Here is a 25,995-nt window from a genome sequence, read left to right as displayed (position 1 = left end):
GGTTTCACACCTCAAACTCCGTGAGGTATTTCCGACCAGAAGAAGCAGGCGCCGCCCGCAATCAGCCCGCCTTGCGGATGATCCTGGCGAAATTCTCGAACACCGGCTCGTTGGCGCAGATCAACGCGCCGTCTTTCAGGATGTCGCCCGCAGAGTTCAGCGGTTGCACGATGCCCCCCGCCTCGCGCACGATGACGATGCCTGCGGCGATGTCCCATGCGTGCAAGCGGCGTTCCCAGAACCCGTCATACCGCCCGGCCGCCACATAAGCGAGGTCGAGCGCAGCCGCGCCAAAGCGGCGGACCCCGGCACAGGCCGGCAGGATGCGCGCAAGATCCTGCAGTGATTCCGGCAGATCGGCGCGCCCGGCAAACGGCAGCCCCGTGGCAAAGATGCTTTCGATCATCCGTGCGCGCCCCGACACCCGCAGGCGGCTTTCGTTCAGCCAGGCGCCCTGCCCCTTTTCGGCATAGAACATCTCGTCCTTCACCGGGTCGTAGATCACCCCGGCGACGATCTGGCCCTTGTGTTCCAGCGCGATGGACACGGCCCAATGGGGCAGCCCGTGCAGAAAGTTCGTGGTGCCGTCCAGCGGATCGACGATCCACCGGCGGGTCGGGTCTTCGCCCGCGATCTCTTTGCCCTCCTCACCCAGAAAACCATAGGACGGGCGCGCGGCCATCAGGTCTTCGCGAATGGTCTGTTCGGCTTGCCGGTCGGCACGGCTGACGAAGTCACCCGGACCCTTGGTCGAGACCTGCAACTGTTCCACCTCGCCGAAATCCTTGAGCAACGCGCGGCCTGCCTTGCGGGCGGTCTTCATCATCACGTTCAGGTTTGCGCTGCCAGCCATTCCGGGCCTCCTTTGCGGGGTCAGGGGTGGCGTATAGGCCCGCCCGCGCCCGCGAACAAGGCCCGATCATCGGGCACTCAGCCGCGCTGCAGTTTCACCGCTTCCTGCCGCGCCAGCCGGATCAGATGCGCCATGAACGGCAGCGCGGTATCCTCGCTGCGGGTCGCGGCATAAAGCCTGCGGGTAATGCCTTTGTCGGTCAGCGGGCGGGTCACGTAATCGGAATTGTAGCGCACCTGCCGCACCACCCAATCGGGCAGCACCGCGACACCGCGATTGGACGCGACCAGCAGCAGGATCACCGCCGTCAGTTCCACCTGGCGGATCGCCGCGGGTTCGACCTTGGCCGGGGTCAGCAACTGACTGAAGACATCCAGCCGGGCGCGGTCCACCGGGTAGGTGATCAGGGTTTCGCCGCGGAAATCCTCCGCTTCAATGACCGGTTTGTCCGCAAGCAGATGACTGGCCGAGGCCACGAAAACGGCGTCATAATCGAAAAGCGGTGTGAAATCGGTGCCGTCCAGCGCCTCCGGATCGGAGGAAACGACAAGGTCGACCTCCTCCTTGCGCAGCGCGGGCATCGCGTCAAAGGCAAGGCCCGGGCGGATATCAACATCGACCTCGGGCCAGGCCTTGCGGAAGGCCTCCAGCACCGGGAACAGCCACTCGAAACAGGCGTGGCATTCGATGGCGATGTGCAGCCGCCCCGCCTTGCCAGCGATCAGCCCGTCAAACTCTGCCTCCAGTGCGGCCACCTGCGGCAGGATCGTTTCCGCCGCCGCCAGCATCTTCATCCCCGCCGCCGACAGTTTCAGCGGCTTGGACCGGCGCACGAAGAGTTCCACTCCCGCCTGATCCTCGATCCCCTTGATCTGGTGGGACAGCGCCGATTGCGTGATGTTCAACTGGGCTGCCGCACGGGCCAGACCGCCGGTATCGTGGATGGCCTTGATCGTGCGGAGATGACGAAACTCAATATGCATGTGAGCGGATTTCATAACCTTGGTGAATTTTATGAATTTGTCTCACATGCGGCACTGCGACACAAGTAGGGTAACCCAACTGAAAGTTTGTCCCATGACCCGCCCATCCGTTTCCTTCGAATTCTTCCCGCCGAAATCCGTCGCCGCATCCTTCCGCCTGTGGGACTGCGTGCAGACGCTCGCCCCGCTCGATCCGTCGTTCGTATCGGTGACTTATGGAGCGGGCGGGACCACGCGGCAGATCACCCACGAGGCCGTGACCGCGCTGCACAACGAAACCGGCCTGACCGTCGCGGCGCACCTCACCTGCGTAGATGCAACGAAGGCCGAAACGCTCGCCATCGCCGACAGCTATGCCAAGGCCGGGGTGCGTGACATCGTCGCCCTGCGCGGTGACGCACCCAAAGGCAGCGACGGGTTCCGCGCGCATCCCGAAGGCTTTGCTTCGTCCGAAGAGCTGATCGCGGCACTCTCCGATACGGGCAAGTTCACCATCCGCGTCGGTGCCTATCCTGAAAAACACCCCGAGGCGCGCGATCAAGCCGCCGACATCGCTTATCTCAAGCGCAAGATCGACGCCGGTGCCTCTGCCGCGATCACGCAGTTTTTCTTCGAGGCGGACACCTTCTTCCGCTTCCGCGATGCCTGCGTGAAGGCCGGCATCGACGCGCCGATCATTCCGGGCATCCTGCCGGTCGAAAACTGGGCAGGGGTGCAGCGGTTCGCGCAGGCCTGCGGCACGACGATCCCAGCCGTTGTGCAGAACGCCTTCGACAACGCGACGCGCGACGGCACAACCGATCTGCTGGCCACTGCGCTGGCGGCCGAACTCTGCGACGATCTGGTGTCGGGCGGCGTGGATCACCTGCATTTCTACACGCTCAATCGACCCGAGTTGACCCGCGATGTGTGCGCGGCGCTGGGCATCAAGCCGCAGACCCGGTTGCAAAACGTGGCCTGAGTTGCAAGGTTCCGGCAGCCAACTGCCGGAGCCTTTGCCGATGTTCACCGCCCAGACCCCGGACGACCTGCCGACATTGGCCGACACCCTGTCGATGTCGGGGCTGGAATTCATGCAGGGCGTTGTTGCGGGCAAGGTCGCGCGCCCGCCGATTTCCGCCGTGCTGAACTACACGCTGGACAGCGTCGAAGATGGCCGCGTCGTGTTTCGCGGCACGCCGGGTTTTGCCCATACCAACCCCATGGGCACGGTGCATGGCGGCTGGTACGGCACCCTGCTGGACAGCTGCATGGCCTGCGCCGTGATGACGAAGGTGCCGCGAGGGTCAATCTACACCACGCTGGAATACAAGGTGAATATCATCCGCAGCATCCCGCTGGGGACAGAGATCACCGCCACCGGCACGACCGACCACGCGGGCCGCAGCACGGGCGTGGCGCATGGCGAAATTCGCGGTGTGGCGGACGGAAAGCTCTACGCCACCGGGTCGACGACCTGCCTGATCATGGCGATGCCGCCGCCCGGCTCATGACGCGGGCGTCGGCGAAAACCCGGTGACGAAAGACTTGCGATAACGGTCAGGCTGCACGGTCTCGTGCAACGCCTCTGATCGGCAGTGGCCGACGATGCGGCGACGGCGCGACCAGAATATCTTGCTCCACCCGCGCCATGTCCCGACAGACGGCGCGGTGATGTCCTGCTCGAACCGGTCCTTCCAGCCGTCGGGCAGCGGCAGGTCGCACATCTCCAGCCGCTCCAGCATCCAGACCAGCGGGATATTGGCCAGCGGACGACAGGCGAAATACCCGCCAAGCTGACCGCCGACATCGCCATGCGATCCGCGGAACCAGACCTGCTCCATATGGCCGGGCCAGTCGCGCGGACATTCCCACATGACGGGGGCGTAGACCTCGCGGGTTTCGTCGAGTGCCAGCGCGTGAAACCCGTTGCGCACGTGATCGCCCAGGCTGTGGTTGTGGAACTGATGCGTATCCTCGGCCCAGCGCCACAGAATCGGCAGTCGCAGGCCCAGCGCCTTGACCGTGTCCCAGACCGCCACCGCCTCGATCTGCACGTCCGGGTGGCAGTGCAGCTCGCGGAATTTCGCCGCCGTCTTGGACCGCCCGCCCGTGCGATAGTGGCGATAGGCCTGCGTGATGCCCCGCTCGGTCGCGTGATGCGCGGTGACCAGCCCGATGGTGTCGATCACACCCGCCAGAGACCGCACCGCGTATGCCCCGCGCGAATAGCCGATCAGGATGATCTCGTCGCCGGGGCGATAGCGCGAGGCCAGCACACCGTAGGCCCGCTTGATCTGCCGGTTGATCCCCTTGCCCGCCATCACGTCCAGCGTGCCGCGCCAGTCGCGCCACTGGATGCCGGCCTCGTAATGCACGGTCAGGTTGGACTTGCGCCCCGCCTCGCGGAGCAGCTTGAACGTCAGGCCTGCGTTGGTCTCGCGGCCCTCCTCCAGCGTGGACATGGTGCCGTCGAGGATGATGACGTGGGTCGCGGCCCCGCGGGCGCGGGGCTGTCCCTCTTCGGTCCGCGCCTCGCGGTCGAAGAGGGAGAGGAGCCAGTCACGCAGCGGCACGCTTCTCCCTCGCCTCTTGCAGCCATTGCCACACGCGGTGCGGCGTGAACGGCATTTCGACGTGCGCCACCCCCTGATCCCAAAGCGCATCGAGCACGGCGTTGGTGACCGCCGCCAGCGCACCCACAGTGCCCGCCTCGCCGCAGCCTTTCATGCCCATCGGATTGTAGAGCGACGGCGTGCCCTCGCTGGTGAACCCGATCATCGGCAGGTCGTCGGCGCGCGGCAGCCCGTAATCCATGAAACTGCCGGTCAAAAGCTGGCCGTTCTCGTCGAACACAGTGCGTTCGGTGATCGCCTGCCCGATGCCCTGCGCGACACCGCCGTGCACCTGTCCTTCGGCCAGCATCGGGTTGATCAGGTTGCCGAAGTCGTCGACCACGGTATAGCGGACCACCGTGACGACACCGGTATCGGGGTCGATCTCCACCTCCGCCACATGCGCGCCGTTGGGAAAACTGCGGTTGTCGAGCGTGATCGTCGCCGATTGGCGCAGGAGGCTGCCTTGCCCCGCTTCGCGGATCATATCGGCGACGTCCAGCATCGTCGGCGTCAGGTTCGACCCCGGGATGCGGAAACGTTCGTCGTCAAAGCTGATCCGCGCCTGCGGCACGCCCTCTGCCTCTGACAGGAACGCGGCAAAGACTTCGGTGATTTTTTCGACAGCGGCCAGCGTCGCGGTATTCTGCACGGTGACAGAGCGGGACCCGCCGGTGCCGCCGCCGGTGGCGATCCGGTCGCTGTCGCCCTGAACGACGGTGATCCGGTCCGCCGGAATTCCCGTCTGGTCCGCCAGGAACTGGGCATAGACGGTTTCGTGCCCCTGCCCGTTCGATTGCGTGCCGACGAAGATCAGCGCGCCGTCGCCGGTGAATTCCACCGTCGTCGTCTCTGTCGGCGCGCCGAGGATGCTTTCGATGTAGTAGCACAACCCCAAGCCACGCAGCTTTCCCCTCCCCGCTGCATCTTCGCGCCGATTAGCGAAGCCGGCACGATCCGCCGTTTCCTCGACCCGGCTCAGCACCTTGTCGAACTCGCCCACGTCGTAGGTCACGCCGGAGACGGTGGTATAGGGGAACTGGTCGGGCCGGATGAAGTTGCGGCGGCGCAGATCCCAGGCATCGACGCCCAATTGCCGCGCGGCCTCGTCCATCGTGCGTTCAAGGATGAAGATCGCCTCCGGCCGCCCGGCCCCGCGATAGGCATCGACCGGCGTGGTATTGGTAAACACACCCCGCGTCCGCATATGGGCGGTCTGCACGTCATAGGTACCCATCAGCACCTTGGCGAAGAGGTCGGTCTGGATCGCCTGCGCGAACTGCGAATTGTAGGCCCCCATATTTGCAATGGTATCAATCCGGTAGGCGGTGATCTTCATGTCGTCATCAAAGGCGATAGTCGCGGTGGTCTTCAAGTCCCGCCCCGCGGTGTCCGACACCATCGCCTCGGCCCGGTCGGACATCCAGCGCACCGGACGCTCCAGCATCCGCGCGGCCTGGGCCACGACAAAGGTTTCGGGATGCGCCATGCCTTTCATGCCGAAACCACCGCCGACGTCGGGCGTCGTCACCCTGATGTCGGCGGCCTCCATGTTCAGGTGATAGGCCAGATCGGCCTTCGGCCCCCAGACGCCCTGGCTGTTCAGCGCCACATGCAGCCGCCCGCCCTCGATCTCGGCATAGCAGCCGCGCGGCTCCATCGCGTTGACGATGATGCGGTTGTCGGGCACGTCGACGGTCACGACATGCGCCGCCGCCTTGATCGCGGCCTCCGTGGCGTCAGCGTCGCCCAGCCCCCAGTCGAAGGCCATGTTGCCGGGTGCTGTGTCGTGCAGCGCCTCCCCCCCGGTCGCCAGAGCCATGTGGGCGGGCAGATCGTCGATCTCCAGCATGATGGTCTCGGCGGCGTCCTTGGCGACCAGCAGCGTGTCGGCGACGATCACCACGACAGGTTCGCCCACATGGCGCACCCGGCCCTGCGCCAGCATCGGGCGCGCGGTTTCCGCACCCAGGCTGCCGTCGCGGTTCTTCACCCGGAGACCCTTCATCGGCAGCGTGACACCCGCAGCCTCCAGATCGTTCGCGCCAAGCACCAGATGAACGCCGGGCATCGCGCGGGCCTCCGTCAGATCGGGCGCGTCGAACGTGCCGTGCGCCACCGGCGTGCGCAGGAAATAGGCCACCAGCGCACCGGCAGGCGCGATATCGTCGACATACCGCCCGTGCCCGGTCAGAAACCGCTGATCCTCGACCCGGGTGACCGATTGGCTGCGCCCGAACTTTTCCATGGTGGTGTCCTTTTCCTGTCTGCAGCCTTACCGCGCGGCGTCGCCCTGTCCAGCCTTGGCGGGCGCCATCACGGTGACGTGGCCCTGCGCGAGCCTTTACGTGAATATCTGAAAGAAAGTCGTAACTTGGAACCCGTGGCTGCGCCAGACCTGATCGCCCGCACCCTGCCCGGCTGACAGGTATCGGAACGGTTGCGTCGGTTGCGGGCGGATGGCACGTTGCCGCAACCCCTCACCACCGACGGACATCCCATGACAGAGCCGACCCACGAGCCTGACAGCATCGACAATGCGCTCATCGCCCTGCTGATACGCGACGCACGGACCCCGGTCACGCGGCTCTCGCAGGAGCTGGGGATCGCGCGGACGACGGTGCAGGCCCGGCTTGACCGGCTGGAACGGTCGGGTGTGATCACGGGGTATACGCTGCGCCTGTCGGATCATGCCCAGCGCGGGCGGATCGCGGCGACCGTCCTGCTGCAGATCAGCCCCGCCGCCGTGCGTGCGATCATGACCGCGCTGGAGGAGATCGCGGCGGTCGAAAAGGCGCATACCACATCTGGCCGGTTTGATCTGGCCTGCCAGCTGCGGGTCGCCTCGACGCTGGAACTCGACCGGACGCTGGACCGGATCGGCGGCATCGACGGTGTGCAGGGCATGGAAAGCCTGATCCACCTGAGTACGCGCATCGACCGCGCCGGCTAGAGCCGCGGCACAAGGCCCGCGATATCGTCCTGCAGCCAGACCCGCGTCCGCCCCGGCACGACCGCGATGATCTGGCCCTCGCGGTATTGCACACCCTTGCGGTGCGACAGCGGCAGGCTTTGCCCCTCGCGCCCGGTCTCGTCGCGCCAGCGCAGCCGGGTCGCGGGATGGGTGACCAGCGGAATCCAGAATGTGCTGCTGCCCGTCACACGGGCGCGGATCGGTTTGGCATGCAGGGCGGCATCGCGCGCCTCTTGCGTCACCCGGCGCGCACGCGCGATCAGGATCAGCCCCGCCAGCACCAAAGCGCCTGCCAGTGCGTAAAGCGGCCATTTGCGCGACGTATCGGGCGGACGCATACGGATGTCGTCGCGCGCTCCCGGCACCAGATACAGGGTCGTCTCTGTCCCGACCGGGCGGAATTCGCGGCCTGTCGTCTCGTGCACGAAGGCGGCGGTATCCGGCGGCCGGACGTCCCAGCGCGCCCATTGTGGCACATCCACGTCCAGTACATCCGATTTGTCCAGCAATGTCGCCGGGACCGCGACCATGTCGGACCTGAACCGTGCCTCCGACAGGATCAGCGTAAAGACCAAGCCGGCCAGCGCCAGCCCGGCCAGCAGCAGCACGATGCCCGACGCGCCGCCGGTCTTTGCAAAAACCTGTGATCTGCGTGCCAAACGGCGCTCTCTCCTTGTCGATACAGCACGGGAAAGCCTTAACCCGCCATGCCGGTTTCACCAAGCCGCCCGCGCCGAATCCGGCTTTGCCCCTTTTCGGCTCTGCCGCCATTGGGTAAGACGCCCTGACCACACAAGGGACGCGACAGCATGGCCATGGACAAGACATTCGATGCACACTCAGCCGAGCCGCGGATCTACGCCGCATGGGAACAGGCGGGCGCGTTCAGGGCCGGGGCGAACAAGTCGCGGGACGAGACCTTCTGCATCATGATCCCACCGCCGAACGTGACGGGCGTGCTCCACATCGGCCATGCGTTCAACAACACCTTGCAGGATATCCTGACCCGCTGGAAGCGAATGCAGGGCTACGACGTGCTGTGGCAGCCGGGGCAGGACCACGCGGGCATCGCCACGCAACTGATGGTGGAAAAGCATCTGGCCGAAACCCAGCAGCCCAAGCGCGTTGACATGGGGCGCGAGGCGTTTCTGGAAAAGGTGTGGGAGTGGAAAGCGCAATCCGGCGGCACGATCATCGAACAGCTCAAACGACTGGGTGCGTCCTGCGACTGGTCGCGCAACGCCTTCACCATGTCCGGCGCGCCGAATGCGCCCGATGGTGAAGAAGGCAATTTCCACGACGCCGTCATCAAGGTCTTCGTGAAGATGTACGAGGACGGGCTGATCTATCGCGGCAAACGACTGGTCAACTGGGACCCGCATTTCGAGACCGCGATTTCCGATCTGGAGGTCGAGAACATCGAGGTCGACGGCCATATGTGGCATTTCAAATACCCGCTCGCTGTAAACCCCGAAACCGGGGAGCGCGAGAAATATACGTATGTCGAACGCGACGAGGACGGGAACGTGCTGTTCGAGGAAGAGCGTGATTATATCTCCATCGCCACAACCCGCCCCGAAACGATGCTGGGCGACGGCGCGGTGGCGGTTCATCCATCGGATGAACGTTACGTCCCAATCGTTGGAAAACTCTGTGAAATCCCCGTTGGCCCGAAAGAGCAGCGGCGGCTCATTCCGATCATCACGGACGAGTATCCAGACAAGGATTTCGGGTCCGGTGCGGTGAAGATCACCGGCGCGCATGACTTCAATGACTATCAGGTCGCCAAGCGCGGCGGCATCCCGATGTATGCGCTGATGGATACCAAGGGCGCGATGCGGTCGGACGGACGCACCTACGCTGAGGAGGCGGCGATTGCACAGCGGATCGCGAACGGAGAGGAGGATTTCGACGAGGCGAAGATCGCGGCGATGAACCTCGTGCCCGACGCCTATCGCGGGATGGACCGGTTCGAGGCGCGCGAAGCCGTGGTGCGCGACATCACTGCTGAAGGGCTGGCCGTGATGACGGTCGCCACTGACCCACGCCTGGGCGCGGCAGCGATGAAGGCACCTGTCGCCCCCGAGGAAGGCGGCGAGGCGCGGACTGAAGAAGAGCAGCTTGTGCCGCTGGTCGAGGCCAAAAAGATCATGCAGCCGTTCGGTGACCGCTCAAAGGTCGTGATCGAACCCGCGCTGACCGATCAGTGGTTCGTGGACACAGACAAAATCGTCGGCCCCGCGCTCGATGCGGTGAAGAACGGCGACGTGACGATCATGCCCGAAAGCGGGGAAAAGGTGTTCTATCACTGGCTGGAGAATATCGAGCCTTGGTGCATCTCGCGCCAGTTGTGGTGGGGGCACCAGATTCCGGTTTGGTATGGCATCGGGATTGGCGATGATGGCTTTCAAACGGGTGAGCTTGTCCCGTTTTGCCATCCGACGCTTAGGGAAGCAACTTTAGCAGCAGAACGTTACTACTCAACAAGAACCAGTGAGCCGGTAAAAGTCCGAGTATACGATTACCAGCCCGATCCGGGCGCATACGTAATGAAGGAGCCTTCATTTGGGGACAGCGAAGGCGCAGCCATATTTTCCATTTGGCGCGACCCCGACGTCCTCGACACGTGGTTCTCCTCAGGCCTCTGGCCTTTCGGCACACTCGGCTGGCCGGAAGACACGCCGGAACTGCAAAAATACTTCCCCGGTGACGTCCTCATCACCGGCTCCGACATCCTGTTCTTCTGGGTCGCGCGGATGATGATGATGGCGCAGGCGGTGGAGCATAAGAACCCGTTCCACACCGTCTATCTGCACCAGCTTGTCCGCGACGAGAAGGGCGAGAAGATGTCGAAAACCAAGGGCAATGTGGTCGATCCACTGACGGTCGTGGATGAATTCGGCGCGGACGCACTGCGCTTTACCATGGCGCAGATGGCGGCGATCGGCGGGGTGCTGAAGCTGTCGCAGGACCGGATCAAGGGCTACCGCAACTTCGGCACGAAGCTGTGGAACGCATTTTCCTTTGCCGAACACTACGAAATTCCCAACACCGGCGACAACGCCCGCCCCGACGCGCAAGAGACGCTGAACAAGTGGATCATCGGTGAGACGGCAAAGGTGCGCGGTGAGGTGGACGCGGCACTCGAAGCCTACCGTTTCAACGACGCGGCCAACGCGCTTTATGCCTTCACGTGGGGAAAGGTCTGCGACTGGTATCTGGAGTTTTCCAAGCCGATCCTGCAGGGCGAGGATGCAGCCGCCAAGGCCGAAACGCAGGCAACCCTGCGCTGGGTGCTGGACCAGTGCCTGATCCTGCTGCACCCGATCATGCCGTTCATCACCGAAGAACTCTGGGGGCTGGCGGACAGCCGCGCCAAGATGCTGGTGCACGCCGACTGGCCGACCTACGGGGCGGACCTGATCGACGCGGAGGCCGACCGCGAGATGAACTGGGTCATCGCGCTCATTGAAAACGTCCGCTCCGCCCGCGCGCAGGTGCATGTGCCGGCGGGCGCCAAGGTCCCGTTGCTGGTGCAGGGGCTGGATGCGAAGGGGCAAGCGGCCTGGGACAATAACGCCGCCCTGATCCAGCGGCTTGGGCGGATCGAAAGCCTGGAGAGTGTCGAAGGCTTCCCCAAGGGCTGCGTCACCATCCCGATGGAAGGCGGCACCTTCGGCATCCCACTCGAAGGGTTGATCGACGTGGACGCGGAAATCGCGCGGCTGGAAAAGACGCTCGGCAAGCTGGGCAAGGAGTTGGGCGGCCTGCGTGGGCGGCTGAACAACCCGAAATTCGTGGCCTCCGCCCCGGATGAGGTCGTGGCCGAAGCCAAGGCGAATCTGGCGCTCCGCGAAGATGAAGAGGCACAGTTGAACGCGGCCATCGCGCGACTGAAGGAACTGGGCTGACAAAGCGCGTCCGGCCCGCCGGTCCGGGTCGGACGTCCCGCATCACTTTGCTCCAAATACTCAAAATTCCGGTCGTGCGGTCAAGCGCAAGGCCCGCTACGGCACGACCCGTTCGACCGCGCGCATCATGCCCAGTGCCTTATCGTAAACCAGCGTCAGGATGCGTCGCCCGCCGGGTTTCGCGGCTTGCGGGATCACCCGCACGCTTGCGGCGGCGGCACCGGTCGCCAGAAAGCCACGTCTGCTGAGTTTCATCGCGCATCCCTCCAGTTGCGAACAGTTCTTAACTAAGGTCGATTTCGACGATTGCAAGCGGCGCGCGTGCGGGTCAATCTGGCGCAATGACAGATGATCCGCGCCTGACACCCCTTGCCGCCACCCTGCCTGCGTCGGTTCCCTTCGTCGGGCCGGAGGCGCAGGAACGGGCGCGCGGCAAGCCGTTTGCCGCGCGGTTGGGTGCCAACGAAAGCGCATTCGGCCCCTCGCCCAAGGCCATTGCCGCGATGCAGGCGGCGGCGGGCGATCTGTGGATGTATCCCGATCCCGAAAGCCACGATCTGCGCCGCGCGCTTGCCGCGCATCACGGGGTTGCGCCCGAAAACATCATGGTTGGCGAAGGCATCGACACGCTGCTGGGTGTGCTGGTGCGGCTGATGGTGGCGCAGGGCGACGCGGTGGTGACCTCCGCCGGGGCCTATCCGACCTTCAACTACCACGTCGCGGGGTTCGGTGGCGTGCTGCACAGCGTGCCTTACGCGGGCGATTTCGAAGACCCGGACCGCCTGATCGCCAAGGCGCGCGAGGTGGGGGCGAAGCTGATCTATTTCGCCAACCCCGACAACCCGATGGGCAGCTGGCACGACGCGGCGACCGTGCAGCGCATGATCGCAGCCGTGCCCGACGGCTGCCTGCTGGTGCTGGACGAGGCCTATGTGGAACTGGCCCCCGAGGGCACCGCCCCACCGCTGAACCCGGAGGACCCCCGGGTCATCCGGATGCGAACGTTTTCCAAGGCTTACGGCATGGCGGGCGCGCGGGTGGGTTATGCCATCGGGCAGGCTGACCTGATCACGGCCTTCAACAAGGTGCGCAATCATTTCGGCATGAACCGCCTGTCGCAGATCGGCGCGCTGGCGGCATTGGCCGCTCAGGACTGGCTGGCGCATGTGCAGACAGAGGTGGCCACGGCCCGCGACCGGATCGCCGCCATCGCCTATGACAACGCGCTGACGCCCCTGCCCTCCGCCACCAATTTCGTCGCCGTCGATTGCGGGCGAGGCGGTGATTTCGCGCGGCGCGTGCTGGGGCATCTGATCGACGCCGGCGTGTTCGTGCGGATGCCGTTCGTGGCCCCACAGGACCGCTGCATCCGGGTCAGTTGTGGGACGGCGGCGCAACTCGAGGTCTTTGCCAAGGCACTGCCGGGGGCCTTGCTGAAAGCGATGGGTTAGGTGCCATGTCCTATCGCCGCCCGCCAGCGCAAAGGGTCGTCAACTACACCACCGCGTTCTTCGTGACCTTCGGTGTGCTGCTGTTCGCTATGCTCTGCGCGATCGCGGCATGGGCCGGTTTCGTCTGGATGTGCGTCGCGGCCGTCGCCATAGATCGGGTCGGTCGGGCGATCTTCAGCCGGTTGCGCTAGGGTCCTGACCCTAGGCCCCGCGCGCAATGACGCCGGCCGCCGCTTCCAGCGCGCCGCGCCCGTGCGGGATGTCGAGCGCCTGCAAACCGGCCTCTATCGTGCCGAGCAGCCCCATGATCATATGCGCGTTGACGTGGCCCATGTGGCCGAGCCGGAAGTAGGCGTCGGAGGGCGTGCGGCCCAGCCCGATGCCCAGCGTCAGCCCCGCCTTGTCCTCGCACCACCGGCGCAGCCTGTCACCATCGGGCGACCCGATCACGCAGGAGGTGACGGCGTGGGAGCGCGCGGCAGGATCGGCGATGTTCAGGTGCAGCGGGCCATCCGGTGACCAGGCGTCGAAGGCGGCCCAGATCGCCTGTGCCAGCGTCGCGTGGCGTTGCCAGACAGCCTCCAGCCCTTCGGCCTTGATCATGTCGAGCGCGGCGCGCAGGCCGAACAGATGATGCGTCGGGGCGGTGCCGTCGAAATACTGGTAGAACTCGGTCGGGTCGGTCCGGCGGTGCCAGTCCCAGTAATGCGTGACCTGATCGCCTCTCTGCGCGCGGGCCTTGTCGTTATACCAGACGAGGCCCAGCCCGGCGGGCGTCATCAGCCCCTTCTGGCAGGCGGCGACCGTGACATCGACGCCCCAGGCGTCCATCTCGAACCGGTCGCAGCCCAGCGACGCGATGCAATCGGCCATCAGCAGCGCATTGTGCCCCGCCGCATCCATAGCGGCGCGCACGGCGGCGATGTCGTTCTTGACACTGGTGGAGGTGTCGACGTGGCAGACCAAGACCGCCTTGATCGCGCCTGACGTGTCGGCCCGCAGCACCTCTTCGACCTGTGCGGGGTCGACCGGGGATTCCGCACCGTAGTCGATGGTCTGCACCTGCACGCCCAGCCCCTGCGCCATCTCGCCCCAGCCGATGCAGAACCGGCCCGTGGCCAGCACCAGCACCGTGTCGCCTTTGGACAGCACATTGGCCAAAGCGGCCTCCCACGCGGCGTGGCCGTTGCCGACGTAGATGACGGCATGGCCGTCGGTGCGGGCCACGGCCTTGAGGTCGGGGATCAGGCTGTGCGTGAGATCGTGCAGTTCGCCTTCGTAGATATTCGGCGAAGCGCGGTGCATCGCCTGGAGCACCGCATCGGGGATCACGGACGGTCCCGGAATGGCAAGGTAGCGGCGACCGTTGGCAAGCGTCATGACGGGGTCTTTCACGATATACGGTGCCCGCCGGAATGGGCGGGGTATCCGGCGGTGACACTATCCACCGCCTGCGCGGCGTCAACACCCGGGCCTTGGCATCGCCGCGCGCCCCGCCTATCTGTGGAAACACCCGCCCGCAGAAAGACACCCATGGCCGCAGCCCCCCCCGATCCGCACGCCCCGCAATCGGCGATCCGCCTGTTTCGCTGGCTGTGGCGCGACTATCTGCGTGCGCATAAATGGCCGCTGGCCGCCGGTGTCGCACTGATGGCGGTCGAAGGGTCGATGCTGGGGCTGCTGTCCTGGATGATCCAGCCGATGTTCGACGAAGTTTTCGTGGCAGGGAACGAAAGCGCGCTCTGGTGGGTCGGTTTCGCGATCCTTGGCATCTTCCTTGTGCGCGCCGCGAGCGCATCGGGGCAAAAGATATTCATGGCGCAGGTCGGCCAGTCGGCTGCCGCCGACATGCGCAGCCACCTGTTGCGGCATCTGATGACGCTCGACACCAGCTATCACCAGGTCAACCCGCCCGGATCGCTGATCGAGCGGGTGCAGGGCGACGTGGCGGCGATCAACGGGGTCTGGGCCAATATCCTGACCAGCGTGGGGCGCGACCTGATCGCCGTGGTGGCCCTGTTCAGCGTGGCGATCAGCGTGGACTGGAAATGGACGTCGGTCGCCCTGATCGGCGTACCGTTTCTGGTGCTGCCCTCGCTGATGGCGCAACGCTATGTGCGCAGACGCTCCGGTCTGGCGCGGGCACTGGCAGGGCGGATGGCAACCCGGCTGGACGAGGTCTTTCACGGCATCAACCCGATCAAGCTGAACGCGCTGGAGCACTATCAATCCACCCGCTACGACGCGCTGTCGGCTGAACGTGTGACGGCGGAGGTCAAGGCCGCCAAGGGGCAAGCCGCCGTTCCGGCGCTGATCGACATCATGACCGGGCTGGGGTTCTTCGGTGTGCTGATATTCGGCGGGGCGGAGATCATTTCCGGCGAAAAGACCGTCGGCGAGTTCATGTCGTTCTTCACCGCCATGTCGCTGGCGTTCGAGCCGCTGCGTCGGTTGGGGGCCGTCAGCGGTCAATGGCAGACCGCCGCCGCCTCAATCGACCGGATCCGCGAGGTGCTGCAATCGCGCCCGACCCTGCTGTCACCCGCCACACCGGCGACTGCACCCAACGGCGCGCCGGTGATCCGCTTCGACAATGTGACATTGCAATACGGCGACCTGTCCGTGTTGCGCGGTGCCAGCTTTACCGCCGCGGCGGGCAGGACGACGGCCCTGGTTGGCCCCTCAGGTGCGGGCAAATCCACCGCCTTCAATGTCCTGACCCGGCTGATCGAACCGGCGGACGGTACCGTGCTGATCGGAGATACACGCATCGACACGCTGTCGCTCGCCGATCTGCGCGGGCTGTTTTCGGTCGTGTCGCAAGATGCGGCGCTGTTCGACGAAAGCCTGCGCGAAAATATCCTGCTGGGCCGCACCGATATCGACGAGGCGCAATTGCAGCATGTGCTGCGCGCCTCCAGCGTCGCGGATTTCCTGCCGCAGCTGTCCGACGGGCTGGACAGCCCCGCCGGTCCGCGCGGATCGAACCTGTCGGGCGGGCAGCGCCAGCGCGTGGCCATCGCCCGCGCGCTCTTGCGCGACACGCCGATCCTGCTGCTGGACGAGGCGACGAGCGCGCTGGACACCAAGGCGGAAACCGCAGTTCAGGGCGCGCTTGACGAGTTGTCGACCGGGCGCACCACGCTGGTGATCGCGCACCGCCTGTCGACCATACGCAACGCCCATTCCATCGTCGTGATGGATCAGGGGCGGGTCGTGGATCAGGGGACGCATGACGATCTGCTGGCGCGCGGCGGGCTTTATGCCGACCTGCACCGTCTACAATTCAGCCAGAAGGAGGCCGCCCATGACTGACCGCAGCATCCTGAGCCTGACCGGCAACGAGCGGGTCGATTTTCTGCAAGGACTGGTCACTAACGATGTGACACGGGCGACAAATGGCATCGTCTATGCCGCTTTGCTGACCCCGCAGGGCAAGTTCATCGCGGATTTCTTCGTCGTGCCGGAGCAGGATCGCCTCTTGATCGACGTCGCCACCAGCCACGCGCCACAACTGGCGCAGCGGCTGTCGATGTATCGCCTGCGCGCGGACGTGCAGATCGACATGTCGGATGTGCGGGTTGCGCGCGGGACCGGCGCTGCGCCGGACGGTGCCCTGCCCGATCCGCGGCATCCCGATCTTGGCTGGCGGCTTTATGGCGGGGCCACGGGCGATGACGGCACCGATTGGGATGCGGTCCGGGTGCGGCACGTGATCCCGGAAACCGGTATCGAGCTGACGCCAGACACCTATATCCTCGAAGCCGGGTTCGAACGGCTGAACGGCATCGACTTCAAGAAGGGCTGCTATGTCGGGCAGGAGATCGCCGCCCGCATGAAGCACAAGACGGAGTTGAAGAAGGGCCTGCGCCGGGTGCGGATCGACGGTGACGCGCAGCCGGGCGATACGATCACGTCGGGCGACCGCCCGGCCGGAACGCTGCACACGGTGTCGGGCAATCACGCCATCGCCTATCTGCGTTTCGATCGTATGGATGACATGAAAACCGAAGGGGCCAGCCTGCACCTCACAGACTGACCCCATTCGCTTTTTCCAGAATACTCCAGCCGGTGGCTCCGGTGGTCGCTTCGCTCACGCCCGTTCGACGTATTCGCCCAATTCGGTGTTCACGACGATATCCTCGTCCACGCCGACGAACGGCGGGATCATCACGCGCACGCCGTTGTCCAGCGTCGCGGGCTTGAAGCTGTTGGCGGCCGTCTGTCCCTTCACCACAGGCTCCGTCTCGACCACCTTGCAGGTGACCTTCAGCGGCAGGGTCACGTTCAGCGCCTCTTCACCGTAGTATTCGATGTGCACGGTCATGCCGTCCTGCAGGAACGGGCGGCGTTCCCCCAGAATATCGGCGGGCAGCGCGATCTGGTCGAAGGTCGTGGTGTCCATGAAGGTCAGCATGTCGTCGGCCTCGAACAGGAACTGCTGGTCCTTCTGGTCGAGGCGCACACGCTCGACCTTGTCGGCGGAGCGGAAGCGTTCGTTCAGCTTGCGCCCGTCGCGCAGGTTCTTCAATTCCACCTGCGCGAAAGCACCGCCCTTGCCCGGTTTCACATGGTCCACCTTGACCGCGGCCCACAGACCATTGTCGTGTTCCAGCACGTTACCGGGGCGAATTTCGTTACCGTTGATTTTAGGCATGGGTCACTTTGTGTCAAAAATGTGGCGAAAGGTTGATCGGAAGTTGACGCACCCTATATCTGGGGATGGAGTACCTGACAAGACGACTAGATACGCCGTGTCGACATCGTGAGCCATGCACAAATTGCATGGCTGCCATTCCAAAACAGGTGCCCCGAATCGACCTGGATCGGGCATAACTGCTCGGAACCGAGAACCGCAAGAGCAAAAGAATACAAGGATCCACCATGAGAGATTTTGTCGACGGCACAGCTTTCAACAACGAGCAGGGTAACCGCTCGCGCAAGCTATTCGCTGCAGTCGTTCTCGCCGCGCTGGACGATGCAATTTCGGACGACAAGAAATATGGCAACGGGCCGGAGCAGATCGCACGCTGGGCGCGGTCGCGCGATGGCCGCGAGGTGCTGTCCTGCGCCGGGATCGACCCGAACGAGCGTGTCGTGGCCGGGCTGATGGAATTCGTCGGCAAGGGCGTACGCACCTCTGTCGCCCTGTCCCGCGAAGAAAGCGAGCGGCGTCACGCGGCAGAGCAGGAAGCCCGCGCCGCCTGATCCGCAATCACAGTTACGTTGGCCCTGCCAGGCCGACTATTCGAAACGCCGCCTTCTGCTCGGGGCGGCGTTTCACGTTTCAGCCGCCCGCGAACATGATGCCAAAGATGATGGCAGGGGCGGCCTGCAGCGCGCCGATCGTCAGAACAAATCCCCGCATCCACCAGCCGGTGAACCGGCGCCAGAGTACGACGCAGCAAGCGATGACCGCCGCGACCTCGATCACGCTGACGATACCGCCGTAGTGCGTGCGGTCCCAGTAGCTGACCGGGCTTTGGAAAATCCAGTCGGTCACCGGCCAGAAATGCGCGCGCCCATCGTCGTGATGCAGCGGAAAGTCGAGGAACAGATGCAGCAACGCCGCGCCGCAAAGCGCGATGCCCACAGGGCTGCGTAGCATGGCCGCGACAGCCAGCGCGATACCCCAGAGGATAATGGAATTGTCGATGCGGAAGATGCTTTGCCATGCGTCGGAAAAATACATCTCGCCGAATACCACGCGCGGCGGGGTGCCCATGACCTGCAACTCCCACCCGGCCAGCAGGTAGAGCGACAGATCGGGGATCAGCGAGCCTGCCAGCGCCGCCGCCGTTACCGCGCGGTGGTCTGCACGACCAAAGGCGGTGAGGCCGAAAATCAGATGCGCCGGTGTGTTCATGGCCTTCCCCCGCAGGTTCAGCCTCTTTAGACAGGCGCGGCAAGGGGGACGCAATGACCAAAGCCATCATGATCCAGGGGGCCGGGTCCAACGTCGGCAAGTCGATGCTGGTCGCGGGACTGGCACGGGCGGCCCTGCGCCGGGGGCTTTCGGTCGCGCCGTTCAAGCCGCAGAATATGTCCAACAACGCCGCCGTGACCGTCGACGGTGGTGAAATCGGACGTGCGCAGGCGCTGCAGGCGCTGGCCTGCGGACGCGACCCTGTGGTGGACATGAATCCGGTGCTGCTGAAGCCCGAAACCGAGACAGGCGCGCAGGTGATCGTGCAGGGCAAGCGCATGACCACGTTGAAGGCGCGCGATTATGGCCGGATGAAAGCCACGCTGATGCCCGCCGTGCTGGAGAGCTTTTACAGGCTGGCCGAAGCGCATGACCTGATCATCGTCGAAGGTGCGGGCAGCCCGGCAGAGGTGAACCTGCGTGCTGGCGACATCGCCAATATGGGGTTCGCGCAGGCCGCAGGTGTGCCGGTGGTGCTGTTCGGCGATATTGACCGGGGCGGCGTGATCGCGCAGCTGGTCGGCACCCATGCCGTGCTTCCCACCGATGACCGCGCCTTGATCCGCGGGTTCGGCATCAACAAATTTCGCGGCGATCCGTCATTGTTCGATGATGGTCTAACCGTGATCGCGCATGCGACAGGCTGGCAGAACTGCGGCGTGCTGCCGTGGTTCGCGGATGCGTGGAAGCTGCCGGCCGAGGACGTGATGGACATTGCCAGCCGCCCCGGCGGCCAGATCAAGGTCGTCGTGCCGCGCCTGAACCGCATCGCGAATTTCGACGACCTCGACCCGCTGTCGTCCAGTCCACAGGTGTCGGTCGACATCGTGCCGGTGGGCCGCCCCCTGCCCGGCGACGCCGATCTGGTGCTGATCCCTGGATCGAAATCCACCATCTCCGATCTGGCGCATTTCCGCGCGCAGGGCTGGGACATCGACCTGCATGCCCATATCCGGCGCGGCGGCCGCGTGCTTGGCGTCTGTGGGGGCTACCAGATGCTGGGGCGCGAGATTGTCGACGCCGACGGTCTGGAAGGACCGCCCAGCCGGGTGCCGGGCCTTGGCCATCTGGACATCACGACCGTAATGAAGCCTGAAAAGCGGCTGTCGCGCACCAGCGCCACTTATCTGCCGACGAGCGATGTGGTGGAGGGCTATGAAATCCACCTCGGGTTTACCGAAGGCCCGGACTGCGCCCGGGGTTGGCTGGAGATCGACGGGCAGATCGCCGGTGCCGCCAGCCCGGACGGGCGCATCATGGGCTGCTATCTGCACGGGCTGTTCAGCGCCGATGCCTTCCGCGAGGGTTTTCTGGCCAGCCTGGGTGCGGTCCCCGGCGGGTCGCGGTATGCCGCGGGTGTCGAGGCGACGCTGGACGCGCTCGCCGCGCATGTCGAGGCGCATCTGGATGTCGATAGAATTCTGGAAATCGCGGCAGAGCCGAAGCGCCGGAAACCCTAGTCCATGTCTTGCGCGGCCAGCACCCGGTGGATTTCGCGCCGCACCAGTTTGCGCACGTTCCGGGTGATCCGTTCTCCCATGACGCCCTGCAGTTCATCGCGGATGACATCCACGATCAGGGCGCGCAGCGTCGCCTCGTCCAGACCGGCATCGGCGAGCATCGCGTCATCGGAGAGAAAGGCGTTCAGACGTTCGTCGATCTGCGGATCTGGCGCTGTATCGGCAGCCAGGTCATCGCCGTGATCTTCCTGCGCGTCGTCGGGAGGGGTGGAACCGGCTTCGGCCATCTTGCCCGCTGCCATCGACTGTAGCGGAATGTCGGCCCGGCTGAGCGCGTCGCGGTCGAAATGGCGGAACTCCGGTTCCTTGAGGATAAACGGGGCGTCACTGGCCTTACCAGCATCGTCTGTTTCTGCGTCCACGAACGTGTCGGGTTTCACGTCCTCCGGTGCCTCGCCCGCGTCCGGGGTGTCGTCGCCATCATCGAAGACAATCTCGACCGGGTGGATCGGAGACGCGCTGTCTGCGGCAGCCGCTGTCACGTCGTCAGGCGATGTCGCCAGCGCCGCCGCGATTGCCTCGTCACCACGCACGCGGTCTTCGGGTGTAGGATCCTCGTCGGAGTTGGCGGCAGTCTGATCAGACCCGGCATCCGCATCCGTGGCAGTGCGGGTGTCTTCAGGAATGCGCAATGCGGGTGTGAGGACCAGCCGCTCCGCCGGTGATGCGGGCTTTGCATCCGGTACTTTTTGTCCGTCGGACGCGGCTTTGCCGGTGGATCGGGACTTGTCCCCCTCTGCGACAAGGCGGCGGATAGAGGACAGCACATCCTCGATCTGAAGATTGGTCATCGGGTCGGACATTCTGTGATCCTGCTTTGGCCTCGCGCAACTGTAACCCAAAGACCGTTATCAAACAACTGACGGCGCGCCGCCAAACACGCGGCCTTGGCAGGATCAGTCGCCGATGGCCCGCAGAACCCGGTCGAGCGCGGCCCCCTGTTCCGAGGTGATCGTGGGTGCATCCTTGACCAGATTGTAGTAGGCCGATGGATCGTATTGCTGGACTGGCAGTTGCAGGTGCTGGGCCGTCAGCAGACCCATCGCCGCGAGGAGTGTGTAGGAGGCGATCACCTCGTCCGATTGCGCGGAAATCTGATTGGCGCGGGCGTCCAGCAATTCCTGCTCGGCGTTCAGCACGTCCAGCGTGGTGCGCGCGCCCAGCGTGGCCTCTTCGCGGACACCCCGGAATGCCACGGTCGCCGCGCGGGACTGCTGGTCGGACGCCTGCCGCGAGGCGCGCGCCACTTCCAGAAACGCAAAGGCGTTGCCGACCTGCTGTTCGATGTTGTGGCGTGTGATATGCAGACCCGCCCGCGCGGCATCGCGCCGCGCCATGAACTGACGCACCTGGCTGGACAGGCGACCGCCCTGATAGATCGGCCCGCCCACGGTGATGCCGATCTGACGACCGGCGTTCAGATCCTGGTCGATACCGATGCTGCCGGTCAGCCGTGCTGTCGGACTCATCGCGGCCTCGGCCCGGCGGATGTTCAGCTCTGCCGCGGCGACCGAATGCTGCACTTCGAGGATGTTGGGGTGATTGCGCACGGCAAAGGCCTTGGCGTCGGCAATGCCGCGCGACACGGGCGCGGGCGATACCGGCTGCGGCGAACTCGGGCTGCGGCCGACGGCCACGCGGAATTCTTCGATGGAGCGCACGAGGGCGCCTTCGGCAGAGGCCAGCAGGCTGCGGGCGGAGGCCAGCCGCGCCTCGGCCAGTGCCACGTCGGTGCGGGTCACCTCGCCCACGTCGAACCTGTCCTGAGCGGCGCGGAATTCCTGCGTGATCAGGCGCACGTTGTTCTGGCGCAGGGCGACGAACTCGCTGTCGCGGCGGACGTTCATATAGGCTTCGATCGCGCGCAACAGCACCTGCTGTTCGACGTTGCGCAGCGCCTGGCGCGTGCTCAGCACCAGTTCTTTCTGCGCGTCGATGGCGATCTGGTTGGCACCGGCGTCGAAGATCACCAACTCTCCGGAAATGCGCGCATTGGCCGCGATGAGATCGGAGCCCGGTGCCTGCGGCGACGTGGCTGTGATGCTGGACGACCAGTTGATCACCGGCAATGTGGCCGCCACGGCCTGCGCCACATCCTCGTCGGCGGCGCGCAGCAGGGCGCGGTTCTGATCGAGCAGCCCGGAATGTTCGTAGGCGTGTACGAGCGCATCCGCCAGCGTCTCGGCCTTGGCGGCCACGGTGGTCAGGGCAAGCGCCAGACCGACAGCCGCGCCTCCGATCATGTTGCGAATAGGCGAAATCATATCAGCAATCCCCTGCCCCGGCCATGCACCGCGTCACAGCGCAAAGGCCTCTTCCTTTTCGAACCCCGGCAGGATCGGCGCACTTGCATTGAACGCATAGCGCCAGCTGACCACACCGTCGATCTTGTGACCGATCCGCACCACACCCAGCGCACCTTCCGCAAAGAGGCAGGCGATGCGCCCGCCTTCCTTCAACTGCGCGAGCAGCCTGTCTGGCACCGTTTCGGCCGCGCCCTGCACCATGATGATATCGTAGGGACCAGATTTTGCAGCACCTTCGGCCAACGCGCCCGCGATCACGGCCGCGTTGTCGACGCCCTGCGCCGACAGCAGGCCCTGCGCCTCGGCGGCGCGATCCGCGTCATCCTCGACCCCGACGACGAACTCGACCAGCGACGCCAGAATGGCCGTCGAATACCCCAGCCCACACCCCAGATCGAGCGCGACCTGGTCCTTCCGCGTCTCCAGCGCATCGAGCATCTTGGCCAGCGTCCGTGGCTCCAACAAGGTCCGCCCCCGTCCGATATCGAGATTCTCGCCGACATAGGCGGCCTCGCGCAGCGCGTCGGGCACATAGACTTCGCGCGGCGTGTCGAGCATCGCGTCGATGATCGGGAATTTGGTCACGTCGGACGGCCGGACCTGCGTATCGACCATCATCGTGCGGCGGTTTTGGTAATCGGTCACGCGCTCAGCTCTTTCGTTCGGAATCCTGTAGATGGTGATGCCATACCTGCGTCCGCGCGGCAACGGCTCATCCCGCCGCCTGCGGCATCTTGCGCCCCTCCGACGCTTGGTATATCGCTCCGCTCACACCACGGCAGGCGAGTTGGCGGAGTGGTGACGCAGCGGATTGCAAATCCGTGTACACCGGTTCGATTCCGGTACTCGCCTCCAATATCCACTGCAAGAATTTACCGGTACTACACCGGGGTGTCGGGCTGGCCTGTCGGCAGGCTTTGAATGCGCTCGCGATTTGCGATGTCTCTGTCATGCACCCACTAGTATAAGTATCCACGATCAAACGACATCTCGCCTGAATTCGTCGTTCGAACACGTGCTCTTTCGCGCAGGTTACCGGTTGGTCATGCAAAAATGATCATGCTTCGATCGGGCGAAATGACATGAACCAATCAGAAAAATGATTGACGTTCATCATTTCTCACCATAGCTTCGAACTCAGGGGGGAGCGTCCAGAATGCACGGGCCGACGGTACATGATGTCGCGAAAGTGGCGGAGGTCAGCCTCGCGACGGTCGATCGTGTTCTCAACAACCGTGGCGGCGTCTCCAAAAAGGCCGAGGCCAAGGTAAAGGCAGCCGTCGCCCAGACCGGATACGTCCGCAATCTGGCCGCCGCAAACCTGTCGCGCCGCCGCATCTATCGATTCTGTTTCGTGGTACCGTCGGGCGATACCGGATTCGTGGCGTTGCTGCTTGCGGCGCTCGAGGTCGAGCGGCGCAGATTGCTGGAAGAACAGATCCTGATCCAGATCATTCCGACCCATGCTTTCGATGTGGCCGGACAGGTCGCCGCCCTGCGCGGACTTGATTGCGACGCAGTCGCGATCATGGCGAGCGAGGCGCCGGAGGTGCAGGACGAGGTCCGTCGGCTGAAAGCATCCGGCATGCGCGTCGTCACCCTGGTCGCCGATCTACCGCATTCGGAGCGCGAGGCCTATGTCGGCCTCGACAACGTGGCCGCCGGACGCACCGCCGCCGAATTCATGGGCCGCTTTCTGGGCGACGCCGGTTCGATTCTGATGATCGCCGGGTCACTGTCGTCGCGCGATCACAACGAACGGATGATGGGCTTTCGCCGTGTCATGCAGGAGCGGTATCGCCACCTGAACCTGTTGCCCGCGGTCGAGGGAAACGACGACGCTCTGACCGTCGAGGGCCTGGTCAGGCAGGAGGCCGACCTGCGCCCGCTTGCCGGGATCTACGCCATCGGGGCGGGTAACAAGGGATTGGTGCGCGCCGTACAGGGAATCGCCGCCAAACCGGTGACGATCGTGCACGAACTGACGCCGACATCGCGCCAAGGGCTGCGCGACGGCGTGATCGATCTGGTGCTGGATCAGGATACGCCCGCCGCCGTCGGGGCCGCGGTGCGGATCATGCGCGACCTGACGGAAGGCCGCGACATGGCCCCCGATACCGGGAAAATTCGACTCAATATCTTCAGCCGGGAAAACATCGCATGACAGGATACTTCGCAGACATCGAACCCGTGGCCTTCGATCCGGACGCCGGACTGGACAGCCTCGCGTTCCGCCACTACGACCCGGCTGAAACGCTGGGCGACAGGACGATGGCAGAGCATCTGCGCTTTGCGGTCTGCTACTGGCATAACTTTGTCTGGGAGGGGAACGACCCCTTCGGCGGCCAGACCTTCGAACGGCCGTGGTTCCCGGCAGACACGATGGCACTGGCCCGGCAAAAAGCCGACGACGCCTTCGATATGTTCCGCATCCTCGGCGTGCCCTACTTCTGTTTTCACGACCACGACGTCAGGCCCGAAGGCGACAGCCTGCAGGAAAGCCACAAGCGCCTGAACGAGATGGCCGATTACTTTGCAGAGAAGATGGCCGACGGCGGCCCGAAACTGTTGTGGGGTACGGCCAATATGTTCTCGAACCGGCGCTATATGTCCGGGGCAAGCACCAACCCGGACCCGGATGTGTTTGCCTATTGCGCCTCGACCGTGAAGACCTGCATGGACGTCACCCACCGCCTGAACGGCGAAAACTACGTGCTGTGGGGCGGGCGCGAAGGTTACGAGACCCTGCTCAACACCGACCTTGACCGCGAGTTGGAGCAGATGGGCCGGTTCCTGAGCATGGTCGTCGACTACAAGCACAAGATCGGTTTCGAGGGCGCGATCCTGATCGAGCCGAAGCCGCAAGAGCCGACCAAGCATCAGTACGACTACGATGTCGCCACGGTCTACGGCTTTCTCAAACGCTTCGGGCTGGAAGACGAGGTCAAGGTCAACATCGAACAGGGGCACGCCATTCTGGCCGGTCATTCGTTCGAGCACGAGTTGGCGATGGCGCGCGCGCTGGGCATCTTCGGCTCCATCGACATGAACCGCAACGACTACCAGTCCGGGTGGGATACCGACCAGTTTCCCAACAACGTACCGGAAGCGGCGCTCGCCTATTACGAGGTCCTCAAGGCTGGTGGTTTCACCACAGGCGGCACCAACTTCGACGCCAAGCTGCGGCGGCAGTCGCTGGATGCAAGCGATCTGATCGCGGCGCATGTGGGCGGCATGGACGTCTGCGCACGCGGTCTGAAATCGGCCCATGCGATGCTGGCCGACGACGCGCTGGAGGGACCACGCCGCGCCCGTTACGCCGGGTGGGACGCCGACACGGCCAAGGCCATGCTGGCCGACGATGCCACGCTGGACTGGATTGCGGCCGAGGCCGAGGCACGTGACCTGAACCCGCAGCCGGTTTCGGGACAACAGGAAAAACTGGAAAACATCGTCAATCGCTACGTGTGACGAGAG

General features: G+C 64.7%; 24 protein-coding genes and 1 tRNA gene. 13 read left to right on the top strand and 12 right to left on the bottom strand.

Annotated features, from left to right (window positions below):
* Positions 1 to 61 precede the first annotated feature (61 nt).
* Both AC04PH_RS16205 and AC04PH_RS16200 read right to left on the bottom strand, forming a co-directional pair.
* Positions 62 to 853, bottom strand: a complete 792-nt coding sequence (locus AC04PH_RS16205) for an inositol monophosphatase family protein (RefSeq protein WP_483066857.1) — start codon at positions 851 to 853, stop codon at positions 62 to 64.
* A 77-nt stretch (positions 854 to 930) separates the two neighbouring features.
* A complete protein-coding gene (locus AC04PH_RS16200) occupies positions 931 to 1,836 on the bottom strand; it encodes a LysR family transcriptional regulator (RefSeq protein WP_483066856.1) in 906 nt (301 codons plus the stop codon).
* Positions 1,837 to 1,930: 94 nt separating this feature from the next.
* Between AC04PH_RS16200 and metF the strand changes: the two genes are divergently transcribed.
* Both metF and AC04PH_RS16190 read left to right on the top strand, forming a co-directional pair.
* Positions 1,931 to 2,797 (top strand): methylenetetrahydrofolate reductase [NAD(P)H], encoded by an 867-nt coding sequence (gene metF / locus AC04PH_RS16195; protein WP_483066855.1) that lies wholly within the window; start codon positions 1,931 to 1,933, stop codon positions 2,795 to 2,797.
* Between the two features lie 40 nt (positions 2,798 to 2,837).
* Positions 2,838 to 3,329 carry a PaaI family thioesterase gene (locus AC04PH_RS16190; protein ID WP_483066854.1) on the top strand — a complete coding sequence of 164 codons (492 nt, stop codon included), beginning with the start codon at positions 2,838 to 2,840 and terminating at the stop codon, positions 3,327 to 3,329.
* Here the strand turns inward: AC04PH_RS16190 and AC04PH_RS16185 are convergent.
* Positions 3,324 to 4,391 (bottom strand): DUF2235 domain-containing protein, encoded by a 1,068-nt coding sequence (locus AC04PH_RS16185; protein WP_483066853.1) that lies wholly within the window; start codon positions 4,389 to 4,391, stop codon positions 3,324 to 3,326. The genes AC04PH_RS16190 and AC04PH_RS16185 overlap by 6 nt on opposite strands.
* The gene (locus AC04PH_RS16180; protein ID WP_483066852.1) at positions 4,378 to 6,678 is read right to left on the bottom strand and encodes a xanthine dehydrogenase family protein molybdopterin-binding subunit; all 2,301 of its coding nucleotides are present in this window, start codon (positions 6,676 to 6,678) and stop codon (positions 4,378 to 4,380) included. The genes AC04PH_RS16185 and AC04PH_RS16180 overlap by 14 nt, the downstream gene beginning before the upstream one ends.
* A gap of 252 nt (positions 6,679 to 6,930) precedes the next feature.
* Between AC04PH_RS16180 and AC04PH_RS16175 the strand changes: the two genes are divergently transcribed.
* The gene (locus AC04PH_RS16175; protein WP_483066851.1) at positions 6,931 to 7,383 is read left to right on the top strand and encodes an Lrp/AsnC family transcriptional regulator; all 453 of its coding nucleotides are present in this window, start codon (positions 6,931 to 6,933) and stop codon (positions 7,381 to 7,383) included.
* Here AC04PH_RS16175 and AC04PH_RS16170 read toward each other — a convergent pair.
* On the bottom strand, positions 7,380 to 8,063 hold the full coding sequence (locus tag AC04PH_RS16170) for a hypothetical protein (RefSeq protein WP_483066850.1): 684 nt from the start codon (positions 8,061 to 8,063) through the stop codon (positions 7,380 to 7,382). The two genes, AC04PH_RS16175 and AC04PH_RS16170, sit on opposite strands and share 4 nt — an antisense overlap.
* A 150-nt stretch (positions 8,064 to 8,213) precedes the next feature.
* Here AC04PH_RS16170 and AC04PH_RS16165 point away from each other — a divergent pair, with 150 nt between their 5' ends.
* Positions 8,214 to 11,315, top strand: coding sequence for a valine--tRNA ligase (locus AC04PH_RS16165; RefSeq protein WP_483066849.1), 3,102 nt, complete (start codon positions 8,214 to 8,216; stop codon positions 11,313 to 11,315).
* Between the two features lie 96 nt (positions 11,316 to 11,411).
* Here the strand turns inward: AC04PH_RS16165 and AC04PH_RS16160 are convergent, their stop codons facing one another.
* Positions 11,412 to 11,570 carry a Tat pathway signal protein gene (locus tag AC04PH_RS16160; protein WP_483066848.1) on the bottom strand — a complete coding sequence of 53 codons (159 nt, stop codon included), beginning with the start codon at positions 11,568 to 11,570 and terminating at the stop codon, positions 11,412 to 11,414.
* An 86-nt stretch (positions 11,571 to 11,656) separates the two neighbouring features.
* Between AC04PH_RS16160 and AC04PH_RS16155 the strand changes: the two genes are divergently transcribed.
* Complete coding sequence (locus AC04PH_RS16155; RefSeq protein ID WP_483066847.1) at positions 11,657 to 12,766, top strand: pyridoxal phosphate-dependent aminotransferase; 1,110 nt, start codon at positions 11,657 to 11,659, stop codon at positions 12,764 to 12,766.
* A 5-nt stretch (positions 12,767 to 12,771) separates the two neighbouring features.
* Positions 12,772 to 12,957 (top strand): hypothetical protein, encoded by a 186-nt coding sequence (locus tag AC04PH_RS16150; RefSeq protein WP_483066846.1) that lies wholly within the window; start codon positions 12,772 to 12,774, stop codon positions 12,955 to 12,957.
* A gap of 10 nt (positions 12,958 to 12,967) precedes the next feature.
* On the opposite strand, the gene AC04PH_RS16145 is transcribed toward AC04PH_RS16150, so the two are convergent.
* Entirely contained in the window at positions 12,968 to 14,146 is a 1,179-nt protein-coding gene (locus AC04PH_RS16145) for a pyridoxal-phosphate-dependent aminotransferase family protein (RefSeq protein ID WP_483066845.1), read from the bottom strand.
* A 153-nt stretch (positions 14,147 to 14,299) separates the two neighbouring features.
* On the opposite strand from AC04PH_RS16145, the gene AC04PH_RS16140 reads away from it, so the two are divergent.
* Both AC04PH_RS16140 and ygfZ read left to right on the top strand, forming a co-directional pair.
* On the top strand, positions 14,300 to 16,081 hold the full coding sequence (locus AC04PH_RS16140; protein WP_483066844.1) for an ABC transporter ATP-binding protein: 1,782 nt from the start codon (positions 14,300 to 14,302) through the stop codon (positions 16,079 to 16,081).
* A complete protein-coding gene (ygfZ, locus tag AC04PH_RS16135; RefSeq protein ID WP_483066843.1) occupies positions 16,074 to 16,805 on the top strand; it encodes a CAF17-like 4Fe-4S cluster assembly/insertion protein YgfZ in 732 nt (243 codons plus the stop codon). The genes AC04PH_RS16140 and ygfZ overlap by 8 nt, the downstream gene beginning before the upstream one ends.
* A 54-nt stretch (positions 16,806 to 16,859) precedes the next feature.
* On the opposite strand, the gene efp is transcribed toward ygfZ, so the two are convergent.
* Positions 16,860 to 17,423, bottom strand: a complete 564-nt coding sequence (gene efp / locus AC04PH_RS16130) for an elongation factor P (protein WP_483066842.1) — start codon at positions 17,421 to 17,423, stop codon at positions 16,860 to 16,862.
* A gap of 227 nt (positions 17,424 to 17,650) precedes the next feature.
* On the opposite strand from efp, the gene AC04PH_RS16125 reads away from it, so the two are divergent.
* Positions 17,651 to 17,974: a DUF6280 family protein gene (locus AC04PH_RS16125; protein ID WP_483066841.1), complete on the top strand. Its 324-nt coding sequence runs from the start codon at positions 17,651 to 17,653 to the stop codon at positions 17,972 to 17,974.
* 79 nt (positions 17,975 to 18,053) lie between these two features.
* Here the strand turns inward: AC04PH_RS16125 and AC04PH_RS16120 are convergent, their stop codons facing one another.
* Positions 18,054 to 18,632: a cobalamin biosynthesis protein CobQ gene (locus AC04PH_RS16120; RefSeq protein WP_483066840.1), complete on the bottom strand. Its 579-nt coding sequence runs from the start codon at positions 18,630 to 18,632 to the stop codon at positions 18,054 to 18,056.
* Between the two features lie 53 nt (positions 18,633 to 18,685).
* Between AC04PH_RS16120 and AC04PH_RS16115 the strand changes: the two genes are divergently transcribed.
* The gene (locus AC04PH_RS16115; RefSeq protein ID WP_483066839.1) at positions 18,686 to 20,152 is read left to right on the top strand and encodes a cobyric acid synthase; all 1,467 of its coding nucleotides are present in this window, start codon (positions 18,686 to 18,688) and stop codon (positions 20,150 to 20,152) included.
* On the opposite strand, the gene AC04PH_RS16110 is transcribed toward AC04PH_RS16115, so the two are convergent.
* From AC04PH_RS16110 to AC04PH_RS16100, 3 genes are all read right to left on the bottom strand, one after another.
* Positions 20,149 to 21,015 carry a hypothetical protein gene (locus AC04PH_RS16110; protein WP_483066838.1) on the bottom strand — a complete coding sequence of 289 codons (867 nt, stop codon included), beginning with the start codon at positions 21,013 to 21,015 and terminating at the stop codon, positions 20,149 to 20,151. The two genes, AC04PH_RS16115 and AC04PH_RS16110, sit on opposite strands and share 4 nt — an antisense overlap.
* Positions 21,016 to 21,108: 93 nt before the next feature.
* Positions 21,109 to 22,476, bottom strand: coding sequence for a TolC family outer membrane protein (locus AC04PH_RS16105; protein WP_483066837.1), 1,368 nt, complete (start codon positions 22,474 to 22,476; stop codon positions 21,109 to 21,111).
* A 33-nt stretch (positions 22,477 to 22,509) separates the two neighbouring features.
* Entirely contained in the window at positions 22,510 to 23,163 is a 654-nt protein-coding gene (locus AC04PH_RS16100; protein WP_483066836.1) for a protein-L-isoaspartate O-methyltransferase family protein, read from the bottom strand.
* A 136-nt stretch (positions 23,164 to 23,299) separates the two neighbouring features.
* Between AC04PH_RS16100 and AC04PH_RS16095 the strand changes: the two genes are divergently transcribed.
* The 3 genes from AC04PH_RS16095 to xylA all read left to right on the top strand — a co-directional run bounded on the left by AC04PH_RS16095 (position 23,300) and on the right by xylA (position 25,989).
* Positions 23,300 to 23,373: transfer RNA gene (locus tag AC04PH_RS16095), tRNA-Cys, on the top strand.
* Positions 23,374 to 23,674: 301 nt separating this feature from the next.
* Positions 23,675 to 24,682, top strand: coding sequence for a LacI family DNA-binding transcriptional regulator (locus tag AC04PH_RS16090; RefSeq protein ID WP_483066835.1), 1,008 nt, complete (start codon positions 23,675 to 23,677; stop codon positions 24,680 to 24,682).
* Complete coding sequence (gene xylA / locus AC04PH_RS16085; protein ID WP_483066834.1) at positions 24,679 to 25,989, top strand: xylose isomerase; 1,311 nt, start codon at positions 24,679 to 24,681, stop codon at positions 25,987 to 25,989. The genes AC04PH_RS16090 and xylA overlap by 4 nt, the downstream gene beginning before the upstream one ends.
* Positions 25,990 to 25,995 lie beyond the last annotated feature (6 nt).

This window comes from Yoonia sp. KMU-150, from assembly GCF_056858355.1.
Note: the sequence above shows the minus strand (reverse complement) of the source record. Positions and strands in the feature narration are given on the sequence as shown.